The sequence below is a fragment of the Faecalibacterium taiwanense genome (assembly GCF_036632915.2).
Lineage (GTDB): Bacteria > Bacillota > Clostridia > Oscillospirales > Ruminococcaceae > Faecalibacterium > Faecalibacterium taiwanense.
In genome coordinates, this window is record NZ_CP155552.1 from 218,209 (window position 1) to 241,733 (window position 23,525).

Sequence of the window (23,525 nt, forward strand, 5' to 3'; positions counted from 1 at the left end):
CTATTCCGGCCATGCCTGCGCCGCAGCCGTGCGGTCATTGGCTGGGAACGAGAAATCCTCGATCCTTGGGATCTGGTAATCGGCCGGGTTGATTGTAGAGATCCCGGCGTCATACAGACCCCATGCATAGATGGATTCCAGCTTTGCACATATTTCGTCGCTCTCTGTGCCGATTATTGCCGCAGGCTCCAGCCCTTTGGTCTGGCAAAACTGCGCCCACTCTTTGCTGTCCACAGTACTCTGGAATGCGTCGCGGATCTTTGCCACGGCGTCTGCCGGTGTATCTCGGGAAACCCGGAAGCCCCAATACAGCAATCCCTGAAGATCGCTCAACTCGGGGTAGTCGTCCAGAAGGCTGGGTACGGTATAATTCCCCTTTGCACAGTCGATCTCCCGGGGGCTGCTGTCGCAGATGCCCAGAATGCGGATATCGCCGCTCTGTGCCAGATCCAGAATATCGGACAAACCGCACCAAGACCAGGTCACTTCCCCGGCTACCACTTTGATGGCGGCGGAACGGCCGCCGTCGTAGGGAACGGAATTGCCCTTCAGGCCCAGCTTTTCCAGCATCAGCGAGCCGGTCAGTTGGTTAATGCTTCCCAGACCGGCGTTGCCCCACTTCATGGAGGGGTCCCCCCGCATGGCGTCAAACAGCTGCTGTGCGGTCTGGTAGGGAGAATTGCCGGAAACAAACAGTACATAAGGGGAAGAGGCTGCATAGAAGCCGTAGAAATCCTCCCAGCCCAGATCGGCATACCCAAGGGTGCGCCAGCCAGATACCGTGTGCGCCACATCTCCCAGCCAGGTATAGCCGTCATGAGCGGCAGCGTACACCTGTTGGCCGGCAATAGAACCGGAACCGCCGGTAACGTTTACCAGATTGAAGGTGGTAGACAGCTGCTGGGACATGAGCGCTGACAGCTGCCGGGCAACGGTATCCGCCGTGCCGCCCGCGGTGTAACAGACGTCGATCTCGATCTTTTGAGACGGCCACTGTCCGGTCGTTTCCTTCCTGCTGCATCCGGTCAATAATGCAACGAAAACAAGCAACGCTGCAAGGATTCGTTTTTTCATGGGTCGTCTCCTTTCGATTTTCGATGCAAGAGAAAACGTTTTTATCATACCAGATTGACGCAAAAAGTACAAGTGACACAGACCGAACCCTCTAAAGCGAACCCGGCCTGTGCATTTCAGGATATTACAGCGCGTTTACAGCCTTTTCCAGCTGCTCCAGCGCCTGTTCCACGGTGGACCGCGGACAAGCGATGTTCATGCGCATGAAGCCGGTGCCGCCTGTACCGAAGGTGGCGCCGTCGTTCAGGCCCAGCTTTGCTTTGTTGAACATGAATGCCTTCAGTTCGTCCTGGGTCATATTCAGATCCCGGCAGTCCAGCCACATCAGATAGGTCGCTTCCGGTTCTGCTAGCTTGATGCGGGGGATGCGCTCCTTCATATAAGCCATCATCATATCCCGACTCTGCTGCAGATACTGCATCATCTCATCCGCGTAATAGTCGCACTTGGTGTAGGCCGTGACAAAGGTAAGCATGCCAAAGATCGTGCGGCCATAGTTTTTGTTGTTTACGATCGTGATTTCGATGTTGTCCCGGATGCGTTTGTTGGGGATGATGGCCGCTCCGGTACGGAACCCGGCAATGTTAAAGGTTTTACTGGGGTTAATCAGGACGATGCAGTTGTTTGCAAACTCCTCGCTGATGGAACCAAAGGGAATGTGCTTGTAACCTTGATAAGTCAGATCGCAGTGGATCTCGTCAGAGATTACCAGTACGTTGTACTTCAGGCACAGCTCACCGATCCGCTTCAGCTCTTCAAGGGTGAAGCAGCGCATAGCGGGGTTGTGGGGGTTGGACATAAAGAACAGCTTGGTGCGGGGATCCTTCAGCTTCTTCTCCAGATCGTCAAAATCGATTTGATATTTGCCGTTTTCGTCCTGCACAAGGCGGTTCTCCAGCAGCTGGCGGCCGTTGTTGCGTACAATAGCGGAGAAGGGCGGGTAAACCGGGGGCTGAATGACCACCTTGTCGCCGGGATAAGAATAGGCTCGGATGGCGTACATCAAGAACGGAAGAACACCGTTGGCGTACTTGACCCAGTGAGGGTCCACGTTCCAGCCAAAGCGGACGCGCTCCCAGCGCGCTGCCGCCTCTTCAAACTCAAAGGACTCGATGGGATAGCCGAAGCAGGGGTGCTTTGCCCGCTGCTGGATGGCCTCGGAAATTTCTGCCGGTACGGCAAAGTCCGTATCCGCGATCCACATCGGGAGCACGTCCTCTGGATAGCAGGCAGCCTCGTACTTCTTGCACTCGGAGACTCGCCGGTTGATGATCTCGTCAAAATTGTGTCTCATAGCATTTCACCTCAAAAAACAGAGTAAAAATCAAAGTCCGAATACAACAAAGGTTGCGATAAAGCAGACCAGCACGCCGAACAGCATGGGGACGGCGTTGCGCTTGCACAGGGCCATCGGCTCTGCCTCCACCATGCCGGACACGGCAATCATCGCGCCGCAGAAGGGAGAGAAGCAGCGGGACAGGCCGCCGGTCAGATGCATGGGCACCAGCAGCAGACCGTTGTGTACGCCAAGCGTTGCGGCCATATCCGCACCCATCGAACCGAAAGCGTACCAGGGAGCGTTGGAAGAGCCGGTGAGCAGCGCGGTGCCGATCTGGATGGCGGCCATCGCAATGGCCACGATGATCACGGCGCCGCCGATGTGGGACAGCATGCCGCACAGAACGTCGATGCCCTTCAGTTTCTTGATGGCTTCGGCAAAAACAGAGGCGACAGAAATCAGAACGATGATGTTGTTGAAGTAGTTGCCCATCCAGACCCACAGCTTTTTCAGGTTATCCTGCAGGCGGTTCATGTCCTTTTTTACGATTAGGTCCACGATGAAGAACAGGAAGAAGCAGATGATGTGGGCGGTGATAACGTCCATCTTTATGCCGTCCACAAAGCTGAACACGACTACCAGCGTCAGGGGGATCAGGGGGAAGACGCCGTAGAAGGCGGGCACGCCGAGGTCAGAGATCTTCATGTCCTCCTTGGCTTCTTCAGGGATCACCAGACCGCCGAACTCCTTCTTATCCATATACTGGAACCAGATGCCCATGAAAATGCCGACGCAGACGATGATCACCGGTCCAATGATCAGCTCGTAGTTGGTAAACCAATCCATAGGGGTGCAGTTTAGGATCTCGGTGGCGGCAAAGATGCCGGTGGAGTCGTTGGGGCCAAGGTCCATGCCGCCGATGGCCACGCAGGCAGCCGCCGCGCTGAGTTTGCTGACGCCCATCCGGGTCAGGATGGGGAACATGGTAGCCATAAACAGCAGGCCAAGGGCGATCTGGCTGGTGATAAAAATCTTTAGCACAGCGCCGATCATGTAAACCAGAGCCAGCACGATGTAGGGGTTCTTAATGGGTTTCAGCAGTTTGCTGGCGCCAAGGGCCAGCACATCAGCCGCTTTGGTGTGGTTCATCAGCATGACGTAGCCGCCGATCATCATCAGACGGATACCGGTGCCGGAAATGGTGCTGACAAATTTGGCGCGGATCACATCAAAAATGTCCAGCCATACATTGCCGGTGGTGGAGTCACCCAGCACAGATTGGCCGGTGACGATGGTAGCGGCAGCCAGACCGATGACGCCCAAAAACAGGAAGGTCAACCGAGTATCGACCTTTTTCAGGATCATGGTTACGGCAGCGACAACCAAGAGCGCTGTGAGAATCACGTACAGAATGTCCATAGTCTCTCCTCCAAAATATAATTCATCATATGACACTCGTCATATGTCTTATGTGTAAAGCTTAACAGATTGTTTACGATTTTACAAGATGGAACCTTTCATAAACTGAAGCGGCCTTTTTTGTCGAAAAGTCACAATCAATATCATACGTATGATGTTCTATGTTCAGCGTTGACATTTGCCTGCGAACCATTTATACTATATTTAAAGACTTTTTATAGGGATCTCACATAAATTCCCGCACCAAATTCAATCCTGGAAAGGATCAGAGAACGGAGCCATTACCCATGTCTTCTAATAAAACGCTCTCTGCCATCGTGGCAAACAAAATTGAAAATCAGATTATCTGCGGCAACTGGCAGGTCGGCAGTCAGATCCCCCCAGAGCAGGAGCTGATGCAGACCTTTGACGTCAGCCGCATCACCATCCGGGAAGCAATCAAAACGCTGGTGTCTCGGGACGTTCTGGAAATCCGCCGTGGCTGCGGCACTTTTGTCAGCGCCGTGCCGGGCCTGTCTGACGATCCTTTGGGGCTACGCTTTATCGCCAGTGATGATTTGAACACCTATCTGTTTGAGGCTCGACAGATCCTGGAGCCTTCTGTTTGTCGTCTTGCCGCCCAGCGTGGCGATGCGGAAGAGCTGGTGCTCCTGAAGCAGTTAGCCGAGGATATCGACGAGCTGGATGCGCAGCTGCAGGGAAAGAAAACCACCCCGGAGGTGATCCAGGCCATCACCGCCAAGGACATTGCCTTCCACACCTTCCTGTGCCGCATGAGCAAAAACCCCGTCTTTGAGCGGATGCTTCCGGTGATTATCAAATCGGTGCGGGCTTCTTACAGCCTGCTGGTTCCCCGTCTGTCTAACGGTCCCCGGGTGTCCATTCACGGAGAGATCTACAAAGCGGTGGCAGCCCACGACGGGGACGAAGCCTACCGACTGATGGTCGCTCACTTGAGCAACAGTCGTCAGGGCTTTGACCAGAAGGTGAAAAAAGAGCGCAATGCCAAAGGTGGAAAAACGGAACTGCCTCAAAAGCAATAAATAATAGAAATAGAAGGCATTTCGTGCAGTATGAAAAATCACAACGAGCAAAGCGGGCAGAACGGGCCAGACTGCGCTGCAGCGACTCATAACACGCAGGCCAAAGATTCAGAGATAAAAAGCAGGGCGTACCCCTTCGTTGAGGGATATGCCCTGTTTTTTGCTACAGCCTTAAAAATGCAACATACAGAACATCAATATCGCAGCAATTTGGTTGACCACCTAAATTACGGGTGGTCAATTATGCTATACTGGCATAGAAATCAATCAAAATATATCGTTGTTTAGCTAAATAATATAGTTTTGACGAAAGAAGTCTGACCGTTTTACTTGAAGATCAAAAAGAAAGAGGAGGCTGTTTGCAGGTCAGCGACAAAAGAAACCACCAAAATCACATGGCTGATCCTTGCGTTTATGACATTCTCAATCGTATGGGGATTCGGCAGTGTCACAAATGACTTTGTGTACTTCAATGGTCCGCAGATCATCTTCAGCTGGATCCAGATGTTTGCGCGTTACTTTGTTCCTTATGCCCTGATGGTCGGCGAGCTGGATTTTACGGTCAAGAGTGAGGGCAGCGTTAGCTCATGGCTGCACTAGACCACCAATGTAAAGCTGGCCTATTATGCAGGCTGGACCTACTGGGCCTGCCACATCACCTATATTGCCAGCAAAGGCAGCGGCTTTTTGAAAGCCTTGAGCTGGGCGATCTTCCGCAATGCGGAAAGTTACGATTCTGTCCCCACCCTGTACATCCAACTGGCGACCTTCTGCATCCTGCTGCTGGGCTGCTACATTGCTAGCCTTGGTCTGAATCCGCTGAAAAAGCTGCTGACCGCTGCCGGTACCTGCACCTTTGTCGTGTCACTGCTGTACATTGTTATGATGTTTGCAGTGCCTGTCATTAACTCCAAGGCAGAGTAATGATCCACCTCTCCACCCAGCACAAGCTGTGCGTACTCCAACGGCTTATTGTAGAGCAGCCAGTCCAGTTCCGCCCGTTGTACCGGGGTGTTTCCGTATTCGTCCTCCACAGCGGTGCAGTCGATGGCAACGGTGGTGCTACCCTCGAACCGGGCTTCCATCCGGTTGGTATCCATATTGAAGTGGCAGGAAAGCAGCTTGTTCATGGTGAACCTCATTTCTATGTAAAACGGTGTCTGTTCGGATGTCCTAAACCCTGCCAAAGAACCGGTGTATCATGTAAGATTGTTGTCTGGATGAAATAGGGAATTTTTGTGCTGCTGATGCCTCAAAAATCCAGCAGGAAAGTCGCTCATTTTGAGACCGTCTTGTCTGGCTGATTTTAGCTCTGCACACTTTTGCACATTTTCTGCACATCGCAAGAATGGATAACAGGTGCAAAGGCGTGCAAGCAATGCAAAGGATGCAACAGAATAACAACGGCAAAATAACGGCAATTCGATAAAAATGACGATTTACCGTCAAATGATGAAATGGACAAAATGTGCCATTCGGTTCCTACGAATCAGTAGGCCGGGGGTTCGAGTCCCTTCCATCGCACCAAGAAAACCAGAACACATTCGTGTTCTGGTTTTTCTTTTGTCTGCATAGTAGAAGGGACTCGAACAGGGCGGCGGCGCATAGCGCCGCAAGCAAAGCCACAGTGCGGCTTTGCTTAGCCCGCGGGTCCCAACGCGTAGGAATGTCTACCGTGGAAGCTGTGGATCGAAAGATTTCATGGCTTTTTTGTTTTGTAAGCCATGGCTGCACGGTTTCTGCACGGTTTTTGCACGGTCGGTGTTTTCCATGTCCGATGATGTAGGGCGCTGTATTGCATTGCAATCAGTGCCCTTTTTTGCATCAGGTGAGCAGGGCCAGGCGGAGCTTTGCCTTCATTTCCGGGTCGGCATCCTTCAGCAACTCCAAAAGAGCCATCATAGAGATGGTGGGTTCGCCTGCGGCGGGTACAGCCTGCGGGCTGGGGGTGTCGGGCTTGGCATAGAAGCCGCTTTCAAACTTCTTGCCCAGCTCCACACGGGAGGACTGCTGGATAAGGCGGGCAAAGACTTCCTTGAGGATGTTCTCCGCTTTTTTAGCGTGAAAATGTAAAAGACCAACTGTATATTTCAGGCTTCGGAAAGAAGCTTCCCCTCCTCCAGCATCTTTTTCACCTCGTGCAGGTCTTTGCACTCGGCGGTGTACAGACGGCGCATCTCGTCGTCGGCGGGGGCAAGGTCCGGCACCATCACGGTGACAAAGCCGCCCCGCGCACCGGCCCGCACGCCGTTGTAGCTGTCCTCCAGCACCAGCGTTTCAGCCGGGGTGGTGCCCAGCGCCTTGGCCGCGGTGAGAAAGATCTCCGGGTCGGGCTTTGACGAGGTGAACTGCTCGCCGGAAATAAGGGCCTGAAAGTGATCGGTCATGTGCCAGTTGTTGAGGTGCCGCAGGATGGATGCCATCCGGCTGGAGGAAGCCACCACCATGGGAATGTGCTGCGCTTCCAGATAGGCGATGAGTTCATCCAGACCCGGCTTTTGGGCGGCGGCGCCTGAAAGGCCGTCTCTGCCTGCGCGTGCAGGGCATCCATGATGGCATCGGCGTCGCAGTCCGGGCCGTAGAAGCGGCGCAGCACGGCCCGCATGGAATCGCCTGCCGAGCCGCGCGCGGCAGCGTCCAGCCCTTCCTTATAAGGAAGACCCAGTGTGGCCAGTGCGGGCTTCCACAGGGTGGCCCAGATGCGCTCGGTGTCGAACATCAGCCCGTCCATATCAAAAATAACACCTTTTATCATTGTGCAAAAGCTCCTTTCTGAGCCTGTAAGATCCGGCTTATGCCCTCATTGTATCATATTTTGGGCAGTTTGCACATGGAAAAGCAGGCAATTTAGCGCAACTTAACCTGTCCAAAGATGAAAGATTTTTCGTTTCCTTGTAAATCACATTCATATTATTATAATAGAAAACAACATTCGGTGTTTGCGGGCGCATTTTCACTCGCTGCGCCCGAGATCAGGAAAGAGGGAAAATAAATCATGTTGGATATCAAGATCACCCGTACCACTGCTCCGAAGGCAAAGCCTGACGAGAGCAATCTGGGTTTTGGCAAGAAGTTCACCGACCATATGTTCGTGATGGATTACACCGAGGGCGAAGGCTGGCACGATGCCCGCATTGTCCCCTACGGCCCCTTTGAACTGGACCCGGCTACTGTCGTGTTCCACTACGCTCAGGAGATCTTTGAGGGCATGAAGGCATACCGCACGGCCGATGATACCGTCCAGCTGTTCCGCCCGGACTGCAACGCAAAGCGTTTCCAGGACTCCGCCGACCGTCTGTGCATCCCCAAGATCCCTGTGGAGGACTACATTCAGGCGGTTGAAACTCTGGTGGACGTGGACCGTGACTGGGTGCCCCATTCCGACGGTGCTTCCCTGTATATCCGTCCCTTCGTGTTTGCAAACGATGTGGGTCTGGGCGTGCACGCTTCCAAGCACTACATTTTCTGCATCATCTGCGCTCCCTCGGGCGCTTACTATGCCGAGGGCATCAACCCCGTCCGCATCTACGTGGAAGACGAGTACATCCGTGCCGCTCCCGGCCTGACCGGCTTCACCAAGTGCGGCGGCAACTACGCTGCTTCCATCAAGGCCGGTGAGCTGGCCGAGGAGCAGGGCTACGCACAGGTGCTGTGGCTGGACGGTGTGGAGAAGAAGTACGTCGAGGAAGTTGGCAGCATGAACATCATGTTCAAGATCGACGGCAAGGTGTACACCGCTGCTACCGTCGGCACCGTTCTGCCCGGCGTTACCCGCCGCAGCTGCATCGAGCTGCTGAAGGACTGGGGCTATGAGGTCGTCGAGGGCAAGATCGCCATTGCCGACATCATGGCTGCTGCCCGCGAAGGCAAGCTGGAAGAGGTGTTCGGCACCGGTACCGCCGCTGTCGTCTCCCCCGTCAAGGAGCTGGTCTGGAAGGGCGAGCACGCCTACATCGGCGACGGCAAGATCGGCCCTGTCACCCAGAAGCTGTACGACACCATGACCGGTATGCAGTGGGGCAAGATCCCCGATACCAAGGGCTGGATCGTGCCTGTTGAGAAAAAGAACTGATCCCGATTCTCCGGAGAGAACCTTTTTATTCAGAATAGCAGCAAACGCCGCCAGGCCTCCGCTCGGCGGCGTTTGCCGTATATTAGGATAACGTCCTCGCCCTCTCCGTCAAACCTCCAAAATTTCCCGGCGCAATTGCTTTCTGTGCCCTGCAGTGCTAAACTGAAAACAGAACAGCGGCCTGCATTGCGGCAGGCGTGCAGGAAAGATTGAGAGGAATGGACCCATGGTCAAAAAATGGAGCGTGAGCTACCCTGCCGTCAACGGCACCGAGCAGCGCAGAGTATATGTTTATCTGCCCACGATGTATGAAGCTGACCCCGACCGCCGGTATCCGGTGCTGTATATGTTCGACGGCCAGAACGTCTTTTTTGACGAGGATGCCACCTTTGGCAAAAGCTGGGGCATGGCCGATTATCTGGACTACACCGACACCCCGCTGATCGTGGCGGCGGTGGAGTGCAACGCCGGAGCCAACAACGAACGGCTGGTGGAGTATTCGCCCTACCGGTTCGACGACCCGCAGTTCGGCCACTTCGACGGCACGGGTCAGGCCACCATGAGCTGGTATATCCACCGGTTCAAACCCTTCATCGACCGCAACTTCCGCACCCTGCCCGACCGGGAGCACACCTTTATCGGCGGCAGCAGCATGGGCGGCCTGATGAGCCTGTACGCCCTTTTGCAGTACAACGACACTTTCAGCCGTGCGGCGGCGCTGTCGCCGTCCATCTGGGTGTCGCCGGAAAAGCTTTCCGGCCTTGTGGGCCGCGCAAAGCTGGAGCCGGGCACCGTGCTGTACATGGACTACGGCTCCCGCGAGATGGGCAACCACGACGGGATGCGCTGCGGCTTTGCAGAGATGTGCGCAAAGGTCATGACCCGGGGCATCCACCTTACCAGCCGCATCGTGCCCGGCGGCACCCACAGCGAAGCCAGTTGGGAAAAACAGCTGCCCTTTATGTTCCACACCCTGATGTATGAGGTGGAGGAGTAAACCCTAAAAGGAGGAAACACCATGGAAATGCAGTATTTTAAGGACTACAGCCCGGCGCTGGGCCGCGACATGGAGTGCAAAATTTACGGCCACGCAGGCCGCCCGATGCTGTACATCCCCTGTCAGGATGGCCGCTTCTTCGATTTTGAGAACTTCCACATGGCCGACACCCTTGCCCCATGGATCGATGCTGGTAAGATTATGGTGATCTCCATTGATACCATGGACAAGGAGACCTGGTCCGACACGCAGGGCGACCCCTATTGGCGCATTCGCCGCTATGAGCAGTGGCTGCGCTACATCGTGGAGGAGGCTGTGCCCAAGATCCAGTATCTGGCCAAGGAGCGCAACGGCTGGGACGACCTGCCCGGTGTCATTGCCTTTGGCTGCAGTCTGGGTGCCACCCATGCGGTCAACCTGTACCTGCGCCACCCGGATGTGTTCTGCGGCTGTCTGGCCCTCAGCGGCATCTACACGGCCCACTATGGCTTCGGCAATTATATGGACGAGCTGGTGTACATGAACTCGCCCGTGGACTACATGAAGAACTTCCCGGAGGATCACCCCTACATGCAGCTGTTCCGCAGCCAGAAGGCGGTCATCTGCTGCGGTCAGGGCGACTGGGAGCAGCCGGATACCACATGGTTCCTCAAGCGCATCTTCGAGGCCAAGAACATCCCCATCTGGGTAGATCTGTGGGGCCACGATGTGAACCACGACTGGAACTGGTGGTATAAGCAGACTGCATATTACATGCCGTATATTCTGGGCGAGCAGTAAAACAAACCCTCTCAGGCGCTGACGCGCCAGCTCTCCCGAAGGGCGAGCTTTGATGCATCTGACGGTTTGCAGCAAATAAGCTCCCCCTTCGGGGGAGCTGGCATCGCGCAGCGATGACTGAGAGGGACGCCTCCCTCCCGGAGGGAGCTGGCACGGCGGAGCCGTGACGGAGGGAGTTTTTATAGAGGTTTATAGAGGAAAGAGGAATCGTAAAACCATGCAGAATTTCATTTTTATTTCGCCCAACTTCCCCACCAACTACTGGCAGTTCTGCCATGAGCTGAAAAACAACGGCATGAATGTGCTGGGCATCGGCGACCAGCCCTACGATGAGCTGAAGCCGGAGCTGAAGGACAGCCTGAACGAGTACTACAAGGTGGGCAGTCTGGAAAACTACGACGAGGTCTACCGCGCCGTGGCCTTCTTTGCATTCAAGTATGGCCGCATCGACTGGCTGGAGTCCAACAATGAATACTGGCTGGAGCGGGACGCAGCCCTGCGCACCGATTTCCACATCACCTCCGGCTTCCAGACCTCCGATATGCCCCGCATCAAGTACAAGAGCAAGATGAAGGAGTATTACCAGAAGGCCGGCATCGCCACCGCACGCTACCACATGGTGGACGATTACGAGGGCTGCCGGAAGTTCATCGACGAGGTGGGCTACCCGGTGGTGGTAAAGCCGGATAACGGCGTGGGCGCATCCGATACCCACAAGCTGTCCAGCGACGAGGACCTGAAAAAGTTCCTCGTGCAGAAGACGGCCCATCACCCGGATGTGGAGTACATCATGGAGGAGTTCGTCCGGGCCGAGGTGAACAGCTACGATGCCATCATCGATGCCAACGGCAACCCCATCTTTGAGGCCGGCAACGTCAGCCCCATGTCCATCATGGATATCGTCAACGACAACGACAACTCCATCTACTACATCATCAAGGACCTGCCCGAGGACACCCGCGCTGCAGGCCGTGCCGCCGTCAAGAGCTTTGGCGTGAAGAGCCGCTTCATCCACTTTGAGTTCTTCCGCATGACCGAGAATCAGGCCAGCATGGGCAAAAAGGGCCAGATCGTGGCGCTGGAGGTCAACATGCGCCCCTGCGGCGGCTTCACCCCGGACATGATCAACTTTGCCCGCTCCACCAACGTGTATAAGATCTGGGCGGACATGATCGCCTTTGGCGGCACCGATATGCCGGTGGGCGAGCACTTCTACTGCCCGTTTGCAGGCCGCCGCGACGGCAAGCACTTTGTGTACAGCCACGAGCAGATCATGCAGAAGTACCAGCAGAACATACGCATGGTGGACCGCATGCCGGACGCGCTGAGCGGCGCCATGGGCAACCAGATGTACGTTGCCACCTTCTCCACCCGCGAGGGCATGGAGCAGTTCTACTCCGATGTGCTGGCCGTCACCGACGACAACAACGCCGCCGTGCAGAAGGAGCTGACCAACATTCTGGCTTTGGGCGAGCCGGAGACCACCCCGGCGGAAAAGCCCGCCGCTCCTGCCGCTAAAAAGGCACGCACCACAAAGAAAAAGTAAGAATACGCTCAAACAGCCCCGGAATGGCGTGCCCGTTCCGGGGCTTTTCGTTGTCCCTTTCTGCAAAGTGTGCTATACTGTTGCCAGACATTTTATTGGGAACGAGGTACATCTATGAAAATTCCTGCAAACGGCTTCACCCACGCCGGCAAGTTCCACGCCGACGATGTGTTTGCCACTGCCCTGCTGCAAATTTTGCGCCCGGATATCAAGATCACCCGCGGCTTTGTGGTGCCGGACGGCTTTGACGGCATCGTGTACGATGTGGGCTATGGCATGTTCGACCATCATCAGGAGCCCCGGGAGTACCGCGCAAACGGTGTGCCCTACGCGGCCTTTGGCCTGCTGTGGCGGGTGCTGGGCCCCGGCCTTGTGGGCGAGCGGCAGGCCCGGCTCATTGACGAGAACTTCATCCAGCCGCTGGACCTCAACGATAACACCGGCGAGCAGAACAGCCTGTGCGATGCCATTGGCTTTTTTAACCCGGTGTGGGACTCCAAAGAGGATCAGGACACCTGCTTTTTCAAGGCGGTGGCCGTGGCAAAGCAGATCTTGGAAAATCAGATCGCCAGCGCCAACGCCGTGAACCGCGCCGACGAAAAGGTGCAGCAGGCTTACAAAAACTCCCGGGACGGCATCGTGGTGCTGCCCTGCTATCTGCCGTGGAAGAACGGCCTGTACAAGACGGACGCGTTGTTCGTGATCTACCCCAGCCAGCGCGGCGGCTGGAGCGCCCAGTGCGTCACCGACCACAAGACCAAGCGCCCCAAGCTGCCCTTCCCCCAGAGCTGGGCCGGCCAGCCGCAGGAGGTCATTGAGCAGAAGAGCGGCATCCCGGGCATCAGCTTCTGCCACGCCAGCCGCTTCCTCATCACCGCCAAGGATAAGGAAACTGCCCTTGCCGCCTGCCGTCAGGTGTTAAAGAACAATGGCCGCATCTGAGCCGTGCGCCCGGCCAAAGCCCGCCTTTGTGTATATGGTGCGGTGTACAGGCGGTACGCTGTACACCGGCTGGACCACCGACCCTGCCGTCCGCCTGCGCGCACACCAGAGCGGACGCGGCGCAAAGTACACCCGTGCCAGAGGGGCCGGGGGTTTTGCCTATCTGGAACTGTGCGCGGATAAACGCGCCGCCCTGCGGCGGGAGTATGCCCTCAAGCAGCTGCCCAAGGCCCAGAAGGAACTGCTGTGCCGCGCATGGAGCGCGGCGGGCGGGCCATTTTCCGGCGTATAAAGCGAAAACGAAACCCGGGACTCTTTCAGGGCCAGACGGCTCACGAAAGGGTCCCGGGCTTTTTGTTTTTGCGGTGTGAATTCTTTCCGTGTGCTGTAGTCCGCACATGCCTCCGGACAGGCTGCATGTGCCCCGAATATATACTGTGCAAATGCATAAAATATGAATATATTCTTCAAATAACGCATAAAGATGCAACATGAACGAAAAACGGGTGCCGGAAGCAAAAAAGGTTTGTATGGTTTTGTTATTGACGAAAAAACAGCGCGGCGTATAATAAAAGCATCAACCGAAACGCAACGGAAGAGGATGCGAAGGGAAAGTGCGCATCAGAAAACAAAAGTGTATTTTTATGAAAAAGGAGCGTCACCTATGAAAAAGGAAAACATCAAAAAAGTCGTGCTGGCTTACTCCGGCGGTCTGGATACCTCCATCATCATTCCCTGGCTGAAGGAAAACTACAACAACTGCGAGGTCGTCGCTGTTTCCGGTGACGTGGGTCAGGGCACGGAACTGGATGGTCTGGAAGAAAAGGCCAAGGCTACCGGCGCTTCCAAGCTGTACGTGCTGGACCTGAAGAAGGACTTTGTGGAGAACTACATCTTCCCCACCCTGAAGTTCGGCGCGAAGTACGAGGATTACCTGCTGGGCACCAGCTTTGCACGTCCGTGCATCGCAAAGGCTCTGGCTGATATCGCCATCAAGGAAGGTGCAGATGCCATCTGCCACGGCTGCACCGGTAAGGGCAACGATCAGGTGCGTTTTGAGCTGACCCTCAAGGCCCTGTGCCCGGATATGGCCATCATTGCTCCGTGGCGTGAGTGGGATATCAAGAGCCGTGACGAGGAGATCGACTACGCCGAGGCTCACCACATCCCCCTGAAGATCAACCGCGAGACCAACTACTCCAAGGACAAGAACCTGTGGCACCTGAGCCACGAGGGCCTCGATCTGGAAAGCCCCGCCAACGAGCCCCAGTACAACAAGCCCGGTTTCCTGGAGCTGGGCATCAGCCCCGAGCAGGCTCCCGATAAGCCCACCTATGTGACCATCCACTTTGAAAAGGGCATCCCCACCGCCGTGGACGGCAAGGAGATGGGCGCTGTGGAGCTGGTGGAGCACCTGAACAAGCTGGGCGGCGAGAACGGCATCGGCCTGCTGGATATCGTGGAGAACCGTCTGGTGGGCATGAAGAGCCGCGGTGTGTATGAGACCCCCGGCGGTGCCATCCTGTACAAGGCCATCAATGTTCTGGAGACCATCACTCTGGATAAGGAGAGCTCTCACTTCAAGGCTCAGCTGGCCCAGAAGTATGCCGATATCGTTTACAACGGCCAGTGGTTCACCCCGCTGCGCGAGGCTCTGGACGCCTTTGCCGACAGTCTGGAAAAGACCGTGACCGGCGATGTGAAGCTGAAGCTCTACAAGGGCAACATGATCAACGCAGGTGTCACCTCTCCGTACACCCTGTACGACGAGCAGACCGCTTCCTTCGGCGAGGACGAGGACTACAATCAGGCTGATGCAACAGGCTTCATCAACCTGTTCGGCCTGTCCATCAAGGAGCACGCAAAGCTGTCCAAGAACTGGCCGGAGGTCAAGTAAGCAGTTGTAATATCTTCCCTTTCGTGTGTTTTCACACTTTCACACGGAAGTTCCATCCAACCGGCATCGTTGCCGGCGGCACCGCCGCAGGAGCGTTTTCCCCTGCGGCGGCTTTGCCGTTTTTAGAAGAAATTGACGAACCCTCTCAGTCAAACCCTGACGGGTTTGCCAGCTCTCCCGAAGGGCGAGCTTTATGCGCAGTTCGGCAAAGCCGTTCTTCAAGTGGGGAAGCTCTTGCTTTTCGCAGGCAGAAGAAAAGCTCCCCCCTTGGGGGAGCTGGCACGGCGCAAGCCGTGACTGAGAGGGTTTGGACATAAAGTAAAGGATAAAACTATGGCAGAACAACTCTGGAAGGGCCGTTTTTCCAAGGCCGTGGATTCCCGCGTGAACGACTTCAACTCCTCCATCCGCTTCGATCAGCGCATGATCGCGCAGGATATGCGCGGCAGCGGCGTGCACGCCGCCATGCTGGCAAAGCAGGGCATCATCTCGGAAAAGGACTGTGAGGACATCCTCAACGGTCTGGCTTCCATCGCCGATGATCTGGCAGCCGGCAGGCTGGAGATCGACCCGGGCGCCGAGGATGTGCACACCTTTGTGGAGCAGACCCTCACCGCCCGCATCGGCGATGCGGGCAAGCGGCTGCACACCGGCCGCAGCCGCAACGATCAGGTGGCGCTGGATATCCGCCTGACCCTGCGGGACTACAGCCACACCCTGCAGGCCTACATTGTGGAGCTCATCAAGGTCATCTGCAAAAAGGCCGGTGAGAACACCACCGCCGTCATGCCCGGCTACACCCATCTGCAGCGTGCCCAGCCCATCACCTTTGGCCATGCCCTGATGGCATACGCCTCCATGCTGCTGCGGGATCTGCAGCGCTTTGAGGATGCCACCGCCCGCATGGACGCACAGTGCCCGCTGGGCAGCGGCGCGCTGGCTGGCACCACCTACCCGCTGGACCGCCAGTTCACCGCCGAAAAGCTGGGCTTTGCGGCTCCCTGCGCCAACAGTCTGGACGGCGTGTCCGACCGCGATTTCTGCATCGAACTGGCCAATGCCATCTCCATCTGCATGATGCACCTGTCCCGTCTTTCCGAGGAGATCATCCTCTGGTGCAGCTGGGAGTTCAAGTTCATTGAGCTGGACGATGCCTTTACCACCGGCTCTTCCATCATGCCGCAGAAGAAGAACCCGGATGTTACCGAGCTGATCCGCGGCAAGACCGGCCGCGTCTACGGCGACCTGAACACCCTGCTGGTGATGATGAAGGGCATTCCCCTCGCCTACAACAAGGACATGCAGGAGGATAAGGAAGCCATCTTCGATGCAGTGGATACGCTGGAGCTGTGCTTGAAGACGGTCACTCCCATGCTGGACACCATGAAGACCATTCCGGCCAACATGCGCCGCGCCGCCGCCAAGGGCTTTATCAACGCCACCGACTGCGCCGACTACCTCACCAAGAAGGGGATGCCCTTCCGCGATGCCTACAAGCTGACCGGCTGCATGGTGTCGGACTGCATCGCAAAGGACAAGACCCTTGAAGAGCTGACCCTCGATGAGTTCAAGGGCTACAGCGCTCTGTTCGAGAACGATATCTACGATGCCATTGATCTGGTCAAGTGCTGCGAGGGCCGCACCAGCTACGGCGGCCCCAGCGAAGCCAGCGTGAACAACCAGATCGAGCTGGCCGCTGCACAGCTGGATGCGTGGGAGGAAAAGAACGCATGAGCGTGAAAGTTTTTATTGATGGCTCTTCCGGCACCACCGGTCTGCGCATTGCCGACCGTCTGGCACAACGCCCGGAGATCGAGCTGCTGTCCATCTCGGCCGAGGGCCGCAAGGATGTGAACGAGCGCGCGAAGGTGATCAACTCTGCCGACCTCGCCTTCCTCTGCCTGCCGGATGCCGCTTCCAAAGAGGTCATGCCCCTGCTGCGCCCGGACGTGAAGGTGCTGGACACCTCCACCGCCTTCCGCACCGATGCCGCATGGGACTATGGCTTCCCGGAGCTGGCGGGCCAGAAGGAAAAAATCAAAAATTCCTGCCGCGTGGCAGTGCCCGGCTGCTATGCCAGCGGCTTTATCAGCATTGCCCGCCCGCTGGTGGAGCTGGGCCTTGCACCGGCAGATTATCCCTTCAGCTGTACCGGCATCTCCGGCTACTCCGGCGGCGGCAAAAAGATGATCGCCGAGTACGAGAGCGCTGATCGCCCGGCGCACAGCAAGCTGGATGCACCCAAGAGCTACGGTCTGGGCCTTGCCCATAAGCACCTGCCGGAAATGCAGAAGATCAGCGGCCTTGCCCACACCCCCATGTTCGTGCCCGTGGTGTGCGATTACTACTGCGGCATGCAGGTGCTGGTGCCGCTGGATCTGACGCTGGCGGGCAGCACCGCCGAACAGGTGGCTGCAGGCATTGCCGGGTACTATAAGGACGCTGCCACCGTCAAGGTGCACGCTCTGAACGAAGCCCTGCCGGAGAACGGCCTGTACTCCAATGCCATGGCCGGTACCGACCGCATGGAGCTGTACATGACCGTGAACGCTGCAGGCGACCAGATGATGCTGGTCTCCCTGTTCGATAATCTGGGCAAAGGCTCTTCCGGCGCGGCCGTCCAGTGCATGAACCTGATGCTGGGGCTGGAAGAAACCGAAGGATTGGAATAAAGATGGCTCGTACACGGGCAGCGTCCTCGCCCTCTCCGTCTTTGCTTCGCAAATCCACCTCTCCCAAAGGGAGAGGCCTTGGCAAAAAGATGAAGTTTGCGTGGACTGCCAAGGGCTCCCACTTTGGGGGAGCTGGCGAGCGTATGTGAGCCTGAGAGGGCTAGCCCGTTCGAGTGAGAAGTATTTCTTTGTGGGAAAGGAAGATCATTATGCAGTATCAAGAAGTTGCGGGCGGCATCTGCGCGCCCAAGGGTTTTGCAGCGGCTGGCGTGCACTGCGGCATCCGCGCAAACCATGCAGAAAAATACGATCTGGCACTCATCAAGGCGGACGTGCGCTGTGCCGCCGCCGGTGTGTACACCACCAACAAGGTCTGCGGCGCACCCATCAAGGTGGACCGCGCCCACCTGAAGGACGGCTACGCACAGGCGATCATCGTGAACAGCGGCAACGCCAACACCTGCGCCGCCAACGGCGTGGCTCTGGCCGAAGAATGCTGTGAGCTGGTGGGCAAGGAGCTGGGCATCGACCCGCAGGACGTTCTGCCCGCTTCCACCGGTGTCATCGGTCAGCCCATGGTCATCGACCCCTTTGCCCGGGGCATCCCTGCCGCCGCCGCAAAGCTGGCTGCGGACGAGCAGGGCAGCACCGATGCCGCCACCGCCATCATGACCACCGACACCCACAAAAAGGAATACGCCATCCAGTTCGAGCTGGGCGGCAAGACCTGCACGGTGGGTGCCATTGGCAAGGGCAGCGGAATGATCGCCCCCAATATGGCAACCATGCTGGCCTTCTACACCACCGATGCGGCGGTCTCGCCCATCCTGCTGGAAAAGGCCCTCAAGACCGTGGTGCCCGGCACCTACAACCAGATGAGCGTGGATCTGGACACCTCCACCAACGATACCTTGATCATCATGGCTTCCGGCCTTGCAGGCAACCCGGAGATCTGCGAGGAGAACGCGGACTACGAAGCCTTTGTTGCCGCGCTCACCGCCATTGCAGAGCACATGTGTGCCGAGCACGCCGGTGACGGCGAGGGTGCCACCCACCTCATCACCTGCGAAGTGACCCACGCCCCCGACCTGAAGACCGCCCGTGCCGTCAGCCGCAGCGTGGTGTGCTCCAACCTGTTCAAGGCCGCAGTGTTCGGCCGCGATGCCAACTGGGGCCGCATCCTGTGCGCCATCGGCTATACCCCCGGCGATTTCTCCATTGATAAGGTCTGCGTGTGGCTTTCCAGCAAGGCCGGTGAGGTGTATGTGTGCGAAAATGCCGCCTACCACCCCTACAGCGAGGACGAAGCCGCCAAGGTGCTGGCTGAGCACGATGTGCTGGTCAAGGTGGACATGGGCACCGGCGATGCATCCGCAAAGGCATGGGGCTGCGATCTGACCTACGATTACGTCAAGATCAACGGCGACTACCGCACCTGATAACCCTCTCAGGCGCTGCGCGCCAGCTCCCCCGAAGGGGGAGCTTAAAACGAACGACAAGCAGCTGATTTTATGAAATAAAGTGACCCGTCCAGCAAAGGCTCCCCCTTGAGAGGACAGACTTCCCCGCGCCTGGGGAAGATGTCGCGTGAGCGACAAAAAGGGGAATCTGGCAATGCCGCAAGGCATTGACTGAGAGGGTTCAGAGGAAATCTTATGAAAAACGAAGAAATGGCGCGCCTTTTCTCTGAGGCGACACCCTACATCCAGAAGTATCACGGAAAGACCATGGTGGTAAAGTACGGCGGCAATGCCATGATCAACGAAGAACTGAAAAATGCCGTCATGAACGATCTGGTCACCCTTACCCTGCTGGGTGTGCGCGTGGTGCTGGTGCACGGCGGCGGCCCGGCCATCAACGAGATGCTGAAGAAAGTGGGCGTGGAGAGCCATTTCGCAAACGGTCTGCGCGTGACTGACGATGCCACCATGGAGATCGTGCAGCAGGTGCTGGCCGGTAAGGTGAACAAAGATCTGGTGGCAAAGCTGCGCGGCCGCGGCGTGGGCCTGTGCGGCATGGACGGCCAGATGCTGCGCTGCACCGAGCTGGACCCCCAGCTGGGCCATGTGGGCGAGATCGTGCATGTGGACGCTACCCTGATCGCAAGCCTGCTGGACGGCGGCTTCATTCCCGTGATCGCCACGGTGGGCATGGACGATCTGGGTCAGGCCTACAACGTGAACGCCGACACCGCCGCTGCGCAGATCGCGATTGCGCTGAAAGCGGAGAAGCTGGTATCCATGACCGATATCGCGGGCCTGCTGCGGGATAAGGACGACGAGAGCACCCTCATCCCCGAGGTGGAGGTGTCCGAGATCGAGGGCTATAAGTCCGCCGGCATCATTGCGGGCGGCATGATCCCCAAGATCGGCGGCATGGCCGATGCCATCTATCAGGGCGTGCACGAGGCGGTCATCATCGATGGACGCGTGCCCCACTCCATCCTGCTGGAGCTGTTCTCCAACCGCGGCTCCGGCACCCGCTTTTACCGCCGCAGCCACCGCGAATAAGCATTGCGCAGGTGCCGTGCAGGCGGTATAATAAGAAAAATGACCCTCTCAAGCCTTTGCCAGCATTTTCTGGCGCGAAAGCGCCTGAGAGGGTTTTCTGTTCACAGTTTCTGTTCACAGGAGGGTACACCTATGGATTCTGAAAAAGTCATCAAGCGGGACAACGAATACGTCCTGCACACCTATAACCGCAACCCTATTGTGCTGGAAAAAGGCCACGGCCTGCGCGCCGCAGGCCCCGAGGGCCAGCAGTATCTGGATTTTACCAGCGGCATTGGCGTGAACAGCCTTGGCTACTGTGATCTGGACTGGGCCGAGGCCGTTTCCGAGCAGGCCCACAAGCTGCAGCATACCTCTAACCTTTACTACACCGCGCCCTGCGGCAAGCTGGCCAAAAAGCTGTGCAAGCGCACCGGCATGAGCAAGGTGTTCTTCGGCAACTCCGGTGCCGAGGCCAACGAGGGTGCCATTAAGGCCGCGCGCAAGTACAGCGTGGACCACTACCGCAAGGACCGCACCACGGTCATCACGCTGGTGAACAGCTTCCACGGCCGCACCATCGCCACCCTGACCGCCACCGGTCAGGAGGTGTTCCACAACTACTTCGGCCCCTTCAACGAAGGCTTCCTGTATGCTCCGGCAGGCGATATCGAAGCGCTGGAGGAGCTGGTGGACCGCACCACCTGCGCCGTGATGCTGGAACTCATTCAGGGCGAGGGCGGTGTGATGGCGCTGGACCCGGACTACGTGCAGGCCGTGCGCAAGCTCTGCGACGAAAAAGACCTTGTGCTCATCGTGGACGAGGTGCAGACCGGCGTGGGCCGCACCGGCACCTTCCTGTGCTGCGAGCACTACAACCTCAAGCCGGACGTGGTCACGCTGGCCAAGGGTCTGGGCGGCGGCCTGCCCATCGGCGCAGTGCTGATGAACGAAAAGGTAGCCGAGGGCATGGGCCCCGGCACCCATGGCTCCACCTTCGGCGGCAACCCGGTGGTCTGCGCCGGTGCCAACGTGGTGGTGGACCGCATGGACCAGAGCTTCCTTGCCAATGTCAACGAGCGCGCCGTCCAGCTGCGCGCAGGCATCGCAAAGCTGCCCCATGTCAAGAGCATTTCCGGCATCGGCCTGATGGTGGGCATCGAGTTCTACGACCTCAAGGCCGCAGATGTGCTGGCCGCCTGCCGCGAAGCGGGCCTGCTGGTGCTGACAGCCAAGACCCGCCTGCGCCTGCTGCCGCCGCTGACCCTCAGCGAGCACGATGTGGACATGGCGCTGGAGATCCTGAGCGATGTGCTGGGCAAGATGGAGCCGACGGCTCCGAAGGAGCAGGCATGAAAAATCTGCTGAAAATGAGCGACCTCTCCCCTGCCGAGCTGACCCACATTCTGGATGTGGCCGATCAACTCAAGGCACAGCAGAAGCTGGGCGGCACGGCCCCGCTGCTGGCAGGAAAGACGGTTGCCCTGATGTTCTCCAAGGCATCCACCCGTACCCGCACCAGCTTTGAGGTGGGTGTGTACCAGCTGGGTGGTCTGGGCAACTACATGAACACCGCCGAGCTGCAGGCCGGGCGCGGCGAGCCCCTCAAGGACACCGCCCGGGTGCTGGGCCGCTACTACGACTGCGTGGTGTGGCGCACCTACCGCCAGAGCGATCTGGAAGAGTTTGCCGAGCTGGCCGGTGTGCCGGTGATCAACGGCCTGACGGATTACGCCCATCCCTGCCAGGTTCTGGCCGACCTGATGACCATTCGGGAGCGCAGGGGCAGCCTTGCGGGCCGGAAGCTCTGCTTTGTCGGCGACGGCAGCAGCATGGCAAACAGCCTCATCGTGGGCGGACTGCTGGCCGGGATGCAGGTCACCTGCGTCTGCCCGCAGAGCTACCGCCCGGCGGCGGATGTGCTGATGTTCGCCCACAAGTACGGCAGCGCCTTCCACCTGACCGCAGACCCTGCCGAGGGGATTCAGGATGCCGACGTGGTGGCAACGGCTGTGTGGAACACCGCCAAGCCCGGCACGCCGGAAAGTGAGCAGCGCCTGCGGGATTTTGTGGGCTTCCAGCTCACCGGCAAGCTGCTGGAAAGCGCAAAGCCCGACGTCATGGTGCTGCACTGCCTGCCCGCCCACCGGGGTGAGGAGATCTCCTCGGCAGTGTTCGAGCAGCACGCACCAGAGATCTTCGATGAAGCCGAGAACCGCCTGCATGTGCAGAAAGCCGTGCTGGCCATTCTTCTGGCGGGGAAATAAAAACAAAACGCCAACAGGGCCGCCGCACATCGTTTGTGCGGCGGCCCTGTTTTTTATCGTGGGAGATTTGTTGGTGGAATAGAGCGTTGGCTGTGCGCTGCGGTGAAATGGCATCAACCGATACTTTGCTGGTGCTCGTCCCCATAGGTCTCTATGTAGCGGAAGAACAGGTATTCGCACAGCATCAGCAGCTGTACGCGGGACTGCACCTGAATGCCGGAGCACACAAAGTTTGTGGCGTTGACATACAGGTTTTCATCTGCCATGCCGCTGAGGGTATTGCTGCCGAGATTTGTAAAGGAAACCAATGCGGCACCACGGCTTTTGGCAACCGTTGCAGCGGCAATGATCAGACTTGTTTCGCCGGAAATGGAAAGGGCCAGAACCAGATCATCGGAAGTCAGCTGCCGGGCGCTGATATTCATCAGGGTGCTGTCATCGTAACAGAAGGCGGCCTTGCCGATGGTCTGCAGCCGCTTTGCAAGTTCGGAGCCGGGCATTCTGCTGCTGCCTACGGCATACAGCTCAATGCGGCGGCTGCAGTGGATCAGCTCTACGATACGCTCTACGGTCTCCTCCGGAACCATCTCGATGGTTTTGTGGATATCCCGGAAAAAGTCGGTCGGGTGAGATTTTCGCGGCGTTTCCTCCGGCTCAAACAGATCCATGCGCAAAGATGCCTTAAAATCGGAATAACCACTGAAACCGAGCTTCTTGCAAAAGCGGACGACAGAAGCCGGTGAGATGAACAACCGGTCCGCAAGTTCCGTCACCTTGAGATTGGCGATCTCGGTGTGGTTGCGAATGCAGTAAGAAAGAAGCTCATTATCGTTTTTGTTCAGCTGGGGCGTGTGTTCTGCAATGCGGGTGAAAAAGTCCATGATGTCCTCCGGCGGGAAGGCTTTGAAGAAAGTTAGCAGGTGTGAAAATATTTTCAGACTCTGGAATTGTTTCAACTTGGGCAAACTGGTTCAAAACTTTCAAAACGCCTTTAAAAAAATGTTCATATCGATTATATTATAGTCACTCTCCAAAGCGCGCGCAAGGG

General features: G+C 57.3%; 22 protein-coding genes and 1 pseudogene. 15 read left to right on the top strand and 8 right to left on the bottom strand.

Translation table 11 applies throughout. From position 1 onward, the window contains the following. The 3 genes from PXT33_RS00970 to dcuC form a co-directional block, all read right to left on the bottom strand. Window positions 1-1,074 (bottom strand): tripartite tricarboxylate transporter substrate binding protein, encoded by a 1,074-nt coding sequence (locus PXT33_RS00970; RefSeq protein WP_173015223.1) that lies wholly within the window; start codon window positions 1,072-1,074, stop codon window positions 1-3. A 124-nt stretch (window positions 1,075-1,198) separates the two neighbouring features. Beyond that, complete coding sequence (locus tag PXT33_RS00975; RefSeq protein WP_154255784.1) at window positions 1,199-2,368, bottom strand: MalY/PatB family protein; 1,170 nt, start codon at window positions 2,366-2,368, stop codon at window positions 1,199-1,201. A 30-nt stretch (window positions 2,369-2,398) separates the two neighbouring features. Then, window positions 2,399-3,772, bottom strand: a complete 1,374-nt coding sequence (dcuC, locus tag PXT33_RS00980; RefSeq protein ID WP_332375776.1) for a C4-dicarboxylate transporter DcuC — start codon at window positions 3,770-3,772, stop codon at window positions 2,399-2,401. Between the two features lie 287 nt (window positions 3,773-4,059). Here dcuC and PXT33_RS00985 point away from each other — a divergent pair, with 287 nt between their 5' ends. Together PXT33_RS00985 and PXT33_RS00990 are read left to right on the top strand one after the other, a co-directional pair. Beyond that, window positions 4,060-4,815 (top strand): FadR/GntR family transcriptional regulator, encoded by a 756-nt coding sequence (locus PXT33_RS00985; RefSeq protein ID WP_291016971.1) that lies wholly within the window; start codon window positions 4,060-4,062, stop codon window positions 4,813-4,815. A 330-nt stretch (window positions 4,816-5,145) separates the two neighbouring features. Beyond that, complete coding sequence (locus tag PXT33_RS00990; RefSeq protein ID WP_338427794.1) at window positions 5,146-5,415, top strand: hypothetical protein; 270 nt, start codon at window positions 5,146-5,148, stop codon at window positions 5,413-5,415. Window positions 5,416-5,726: 311 nt separating this feature from the next. On the opposite strand, the pseudogene PXT33_RS00995 reads toward PXT33_RS00990, so the two are convergent. The 4 genes and pseudogenes from PXT33_RS00995 to PXT33_RS01010 all read right to left on the bottom strand — a co-directional run. Then, window positions 5,727-5,945 (bottom strand): annotated as a pseudogene (locus PXT33_RS00995) (DUF6061 family protein); the annotation flags it as partial. 694 nt (window positions 5,946-6,639) lie between these two features. Next, a complete protein-coding gene (locus PXT33_RS01000; protein ID WP_332376688.1) occupies window positions 6,640-6,813 on the bottom strand; it encodes a hypothetical protein in 174 nt (57 codons plus the stop codon). A gap of 92 nt (window positions 6,814-6,905) precedes the next feature. Beyond that, window positions 6,906-7,262, bottom strand: a complete 357-nt coding sequence (locus tag PXT33_RS01005; RefSeq protein WP_347070427.1) for an HAD-IA family hydrolase — start codon at window positions 7,260-7,262, stop codon at window positions 6,906-6,908. Then, window positions 7,199-7,570, bottom strand: a complete 372-nt coding sequence (locus PXT33_RS01010; protein ID WP_347070428.1) for a hypothetical protein — start codon at window positions 7,568-7,570, stop codon at window positions 7,199-7,201. The genes PXT33_RS01005 and PXT33_RS01010 overlap by 64 nt, the downstream gene beginning before the upstream one ends. Before the next feature lie 240 nt (window positions 7,571-7,810). Here PXT33_RS01010 and PXT33_RS01015 point away from each other — a divergent pair, with 240 nt between their 5' ends. From PXT33_RS01015 to argF, 13 genes are all read left to right on the top strand, one after another. Further along, window positions 7,811-8,887, top strand: coding sequence for a branched-chain amino acid aminotransferase (locus tag PXT33_RS01015; RefSeq protein WP_005939052.1), 1,077 nt, complete (start codon window positions 7,811-7,813; stop codon window positions 8,885-8,887). 226 nt (window positions 8,888-9,113) lie between these two features. Then, entirely contained in the window at window positions 9,114-9,884 is a 771-nt protein-coding gene (locus PXT33_RS01020; RefSeq protein ID WP_332375778.1) for an alpha/beta hydrolase-fold protein, read from the top strand. 21 nt (window positions 9,885-9,905) lie between these two features. Then, the gene (locus PXT33_RS01025; protein WP_005939061.1) at window positions 9,906-10,664 is read left to right on the top strand and encodes an esterase family protein; all 759 of its coding nucleotides are present in this window, start codon (window positions 9,906-9,908) and stop codon (window positions 10,662-10,664) included. Window positions 10,665-10,881: 217 nt separating this feature from the next. Beyond that, window positions 10,882-12,210 carry a carbamoylphosphate synthase large subunit gene (locus PXT33_RS01030; RefSeq protein ID WP_332375779.1) on the top strand — a complete coding sequence of 443 codons (1,329 nt, stop codon included), beginning with the start codon at window positions 10,882-10,884 and terminating at the stop codon, window positions 12,208-12,210. Between the two features lie 114 nt (window positions 12,211-12,324). Then, window positions 12,325-13,152 carry an MYG1 family protein gene (locus PXT33_RS01035; RefSeq protein ID WP_332375780.1) on the top strand — a complete coding sequence of 276 codons (828 nt, stop codon included), beginning with the start codon at window positions 12,325-12,327 and terminating at the stop codon, window positions 13,150-13,152. Then, on the top strand, window positions 13,139-13,444 hold the full coding sequence (locus PXT33_RS01040) for a GIY-YIG nuclease family protein (RefSeq protein ID WP_332375781.1): 306 nt from the start codon (window positions 13,139-13,141) through the stop codon (window positions 13,442-13,444). Before PXT33_RS01035 ends, PXT33_RS01040 begins: the two co-directional genes overlap by 14 nt. Window positions 13,445-13,816: 372 nt before the next feature. Beyond that, complete coding sequence (locus tag PXT33_RS01045) at window positions 13,817-15,049, top strand: argininosuccinate synthase (protein ID WP_154260153.1); 1,233 nt, start codon at window positions 13,817-13,819, stop codon at window positions 15,047-15,049. A 333-nt stretch (window positions 15,050-15,382) separates the two neighbouring features. After that, complete coding sequence (gene argH, locus PXT33_RS01050; protein WP_332375782.1) at window positions 15,383-16,783, top strand: argininosuccinate lyase; 1,401 nt, start codon at window positions 15,383-15,385, stop codon at window positions 16,781-16,783. Continuing rightward, on the top strand, window positions 16,780-17,721 hold the full coding sequence (gene argC, locus PXT33_RS01055) for an N-acetyl-gamma-glutamyl-phosphate reductase (RefSeq protein ID WP_332375783.1): 942 nt from the start codon (window positions 16,780-16,782) through the stop codon (window positions 17,719-17,721). Before argH ends, argC begins: the two co-directional genes overlap by 4 nt. A 209-nt stretch (window positions 17,722-17,930) precedes the next feature. Continuing rightward, the gene (argJ, locus tag PXT33_RS01060; RefSeq protein ID WP_005938553.1) at window positions 17,931-19,160 is read left to right on the top strand and encodes a bifunctional glutamate N-acetyltransferase/amino-acid acetyltransferase ArgJ; all 1,230 of its coding nucleotides are present in this window, start codon (window positions 17,931-17,933) and stop codon (window positions 19,158-19,160) included. A gap of 216 nt (window positions 19,161-19,376) precedes the next feature. Beyond that, entirely contained in the window at window positions 19,377-20,231 is an 855-nt protein-coding gene (argB, locus tag PXT33_RS01065) for an acetylglutamate kinase (protein WP_005938551.1), read from the top strand. A gap of 132 nt (window positions 20,232-20,363) precedes the next feature. Next, window positions 20,364-21,566, top strand: coding sequence for an aspartate aminotransferase family protein (locus PXT33_RS01070; protein ID WP_005938549.1), 1,203 nt, complete (start codon window positions 20,364-20,366; stop codon window positions 21,564-21,566). Next, on the top strand, window positions 21,563-22,477 hold the full coding sequence (gene argF / locus PXT33_RS01075; RefSeq protein ID WP_097776839.1) for an ornithine carbamoyltransferase: 915 nt from the start codon (window positions 21,563-21,565) through the stop codon (window positions 22,475-22,477). Before PXT33_RS01070 ends, argF begins: the two co-directional genes overlap by 4 nt. Before the next feature lie 113 nt (window positions 22,478-22,590). Here the strand turns inward: argF and PXT33_RS01080 are convergent, their stop codons facing one another. Continuing rightward, window positions 22,591-23,358 carry a MurR/RpiR family transcriptional regulator gene (locus PXT33_RS01080; RefSeq protein WP_097774515.1) on the bottom strand — a complete coding sequence of 256 codons (768 nt, stop codon included), beginning with the start codon at window positions 23,356-23,358 and terminating at the stop codon, window positions 22,591-22,593. Window positions 23,359-23,525: the final 167 nt, after the last annotated feature.

Coding starts and splice junctions, on each gene's coding strand:
- PXT33_RS01030 (WP_332375779.1), top strand. CDS start 10,882: ATGCAGAATTTCATTTTTATTTCGCCCAACTTCCCCACCAACTACTGG.
- PXT33_RS01045 (WP_154260153.1), top strand. CDS start 13,817: ATGAAAAAGGAAAACATCAAAAAAGTCGTGCTGGCTTACTCCGGCGGT.
- PXT33_RS01040 (WP_332375781.1), top strand. CDS start 13,139: ATGGCCGCATCTGAGCCGTGCGCCCGGCCAAAGCCCGCCTTTGTGTAT.
- PXT33_RS00975 (WP_154255784.1), bottom strand. CDS start 2,368: ATGAGACACAATTTTGACGAGATCATCAACCGGCGAGTCTCCGAGTGC.
- PXT33_RS01035 (WP_332375780.1), top strand. CDS start 12,325: ATGAAAATTCCTGCAAACGGCTTCACCCACGCCGGCAAGTTCCACGCC.
- dcuC (WP_332375776.1), bottom strand. CDS start 3,772: ATGGACATTCTGTACGTGATTCTCACAGCGCTCTTGGTTGTCGCTGCC.
- argJ (WP_005938553.1), top strand. CDS start 17,931: ATGCAGTATCAAGAAGTTGCGGGCGGCATCTGCGCGCCCAAGGGTTTT.
- PXT33_RS01080 (WP_097774515.1), bottom strand. CDS start 23,358: ATGGACTTTTTCACCCGCATTGCAGAACACACGCCCCAGCTGAACAAA.
- PXT33_RS01020 (WP_332375778.1), top strand. CDS start 9,114: ATGGTCAAAAAATGGAGCGTGAGCTACCCTGCCGTCAACGGCACCGAG.
- PXT33_RS01015 (WP_005939052.1), top strand. CDS start 7,811: ATGTTGGATATCAAGATCACCCGTACCACTGCTCCGAAGGCAAAGCCT.
- PXT33_RS00970 (WP_173015223.1), bottom strand. CDS start 1,074: ATGAAAAAACGAATCCTTGCAGCGTTGCTTGTTTTCGTTGCATTATTG.
- argF (WP_097776839.1), top strand. CDS start 21,563: ATGAAAAATCTGCTGAAAATGAGCGACCTCTCCCCTGCCGAGCTGACC.
- PXT33_RS01005 (WP_347070427.1), bottom strand. CDS start 7,262: ATGGTGGTGGCTTCCTCCAGCCGGATGGCATCCATCCTGCGGCACCTC.
- argC (WP_332375783.1), top strand. CDS start 16,780: ATGAGCGTGAAAGTTTTTATTGATGGCTCTTCCGGCACCACCGGTCTG.
- argH (WP_332375782.1), top strand. CDS start 15,383: ATGGCAGAACAACTCTGGAAGGGCCGTTTTTCCAAGGCCGTGGATTCC.
- PXT33_RS01070 (WP_005938549.1), top strand. CDS start 20,364: ATGGATTCTGAAAAAGTCATCAAGCGGGACAACGAATACGTCCTGCAC.
- PXT33_RS01025 (WP_005939061.1), top strand. CDS start 9,906: ATGGAAATGCAGTATTTTAAGGACTACAGCCCGGCGCTGGGCCGCGAC.
- PXT33_RS01010 (WP_347070428.1), bottom strand. CDS start 7,570: ATGATAAAAGGTGTTATTTTTGATATGGACGGGCTGATGTTCGACACC.
- PXT33_RS00985 (WP_291016971.1), top strand. CDS start 4,060: ATGTCTTCTAATAAAACGCTCTCTGCCATCGTGGCAAACAAAATTGAA.
- argB (WP_005938551.1), top strand. CDS start 19,377: ATGAAAAACGAAGAAATGGCGCGCCTTTTCTCTGAGGCGACACCCTAC.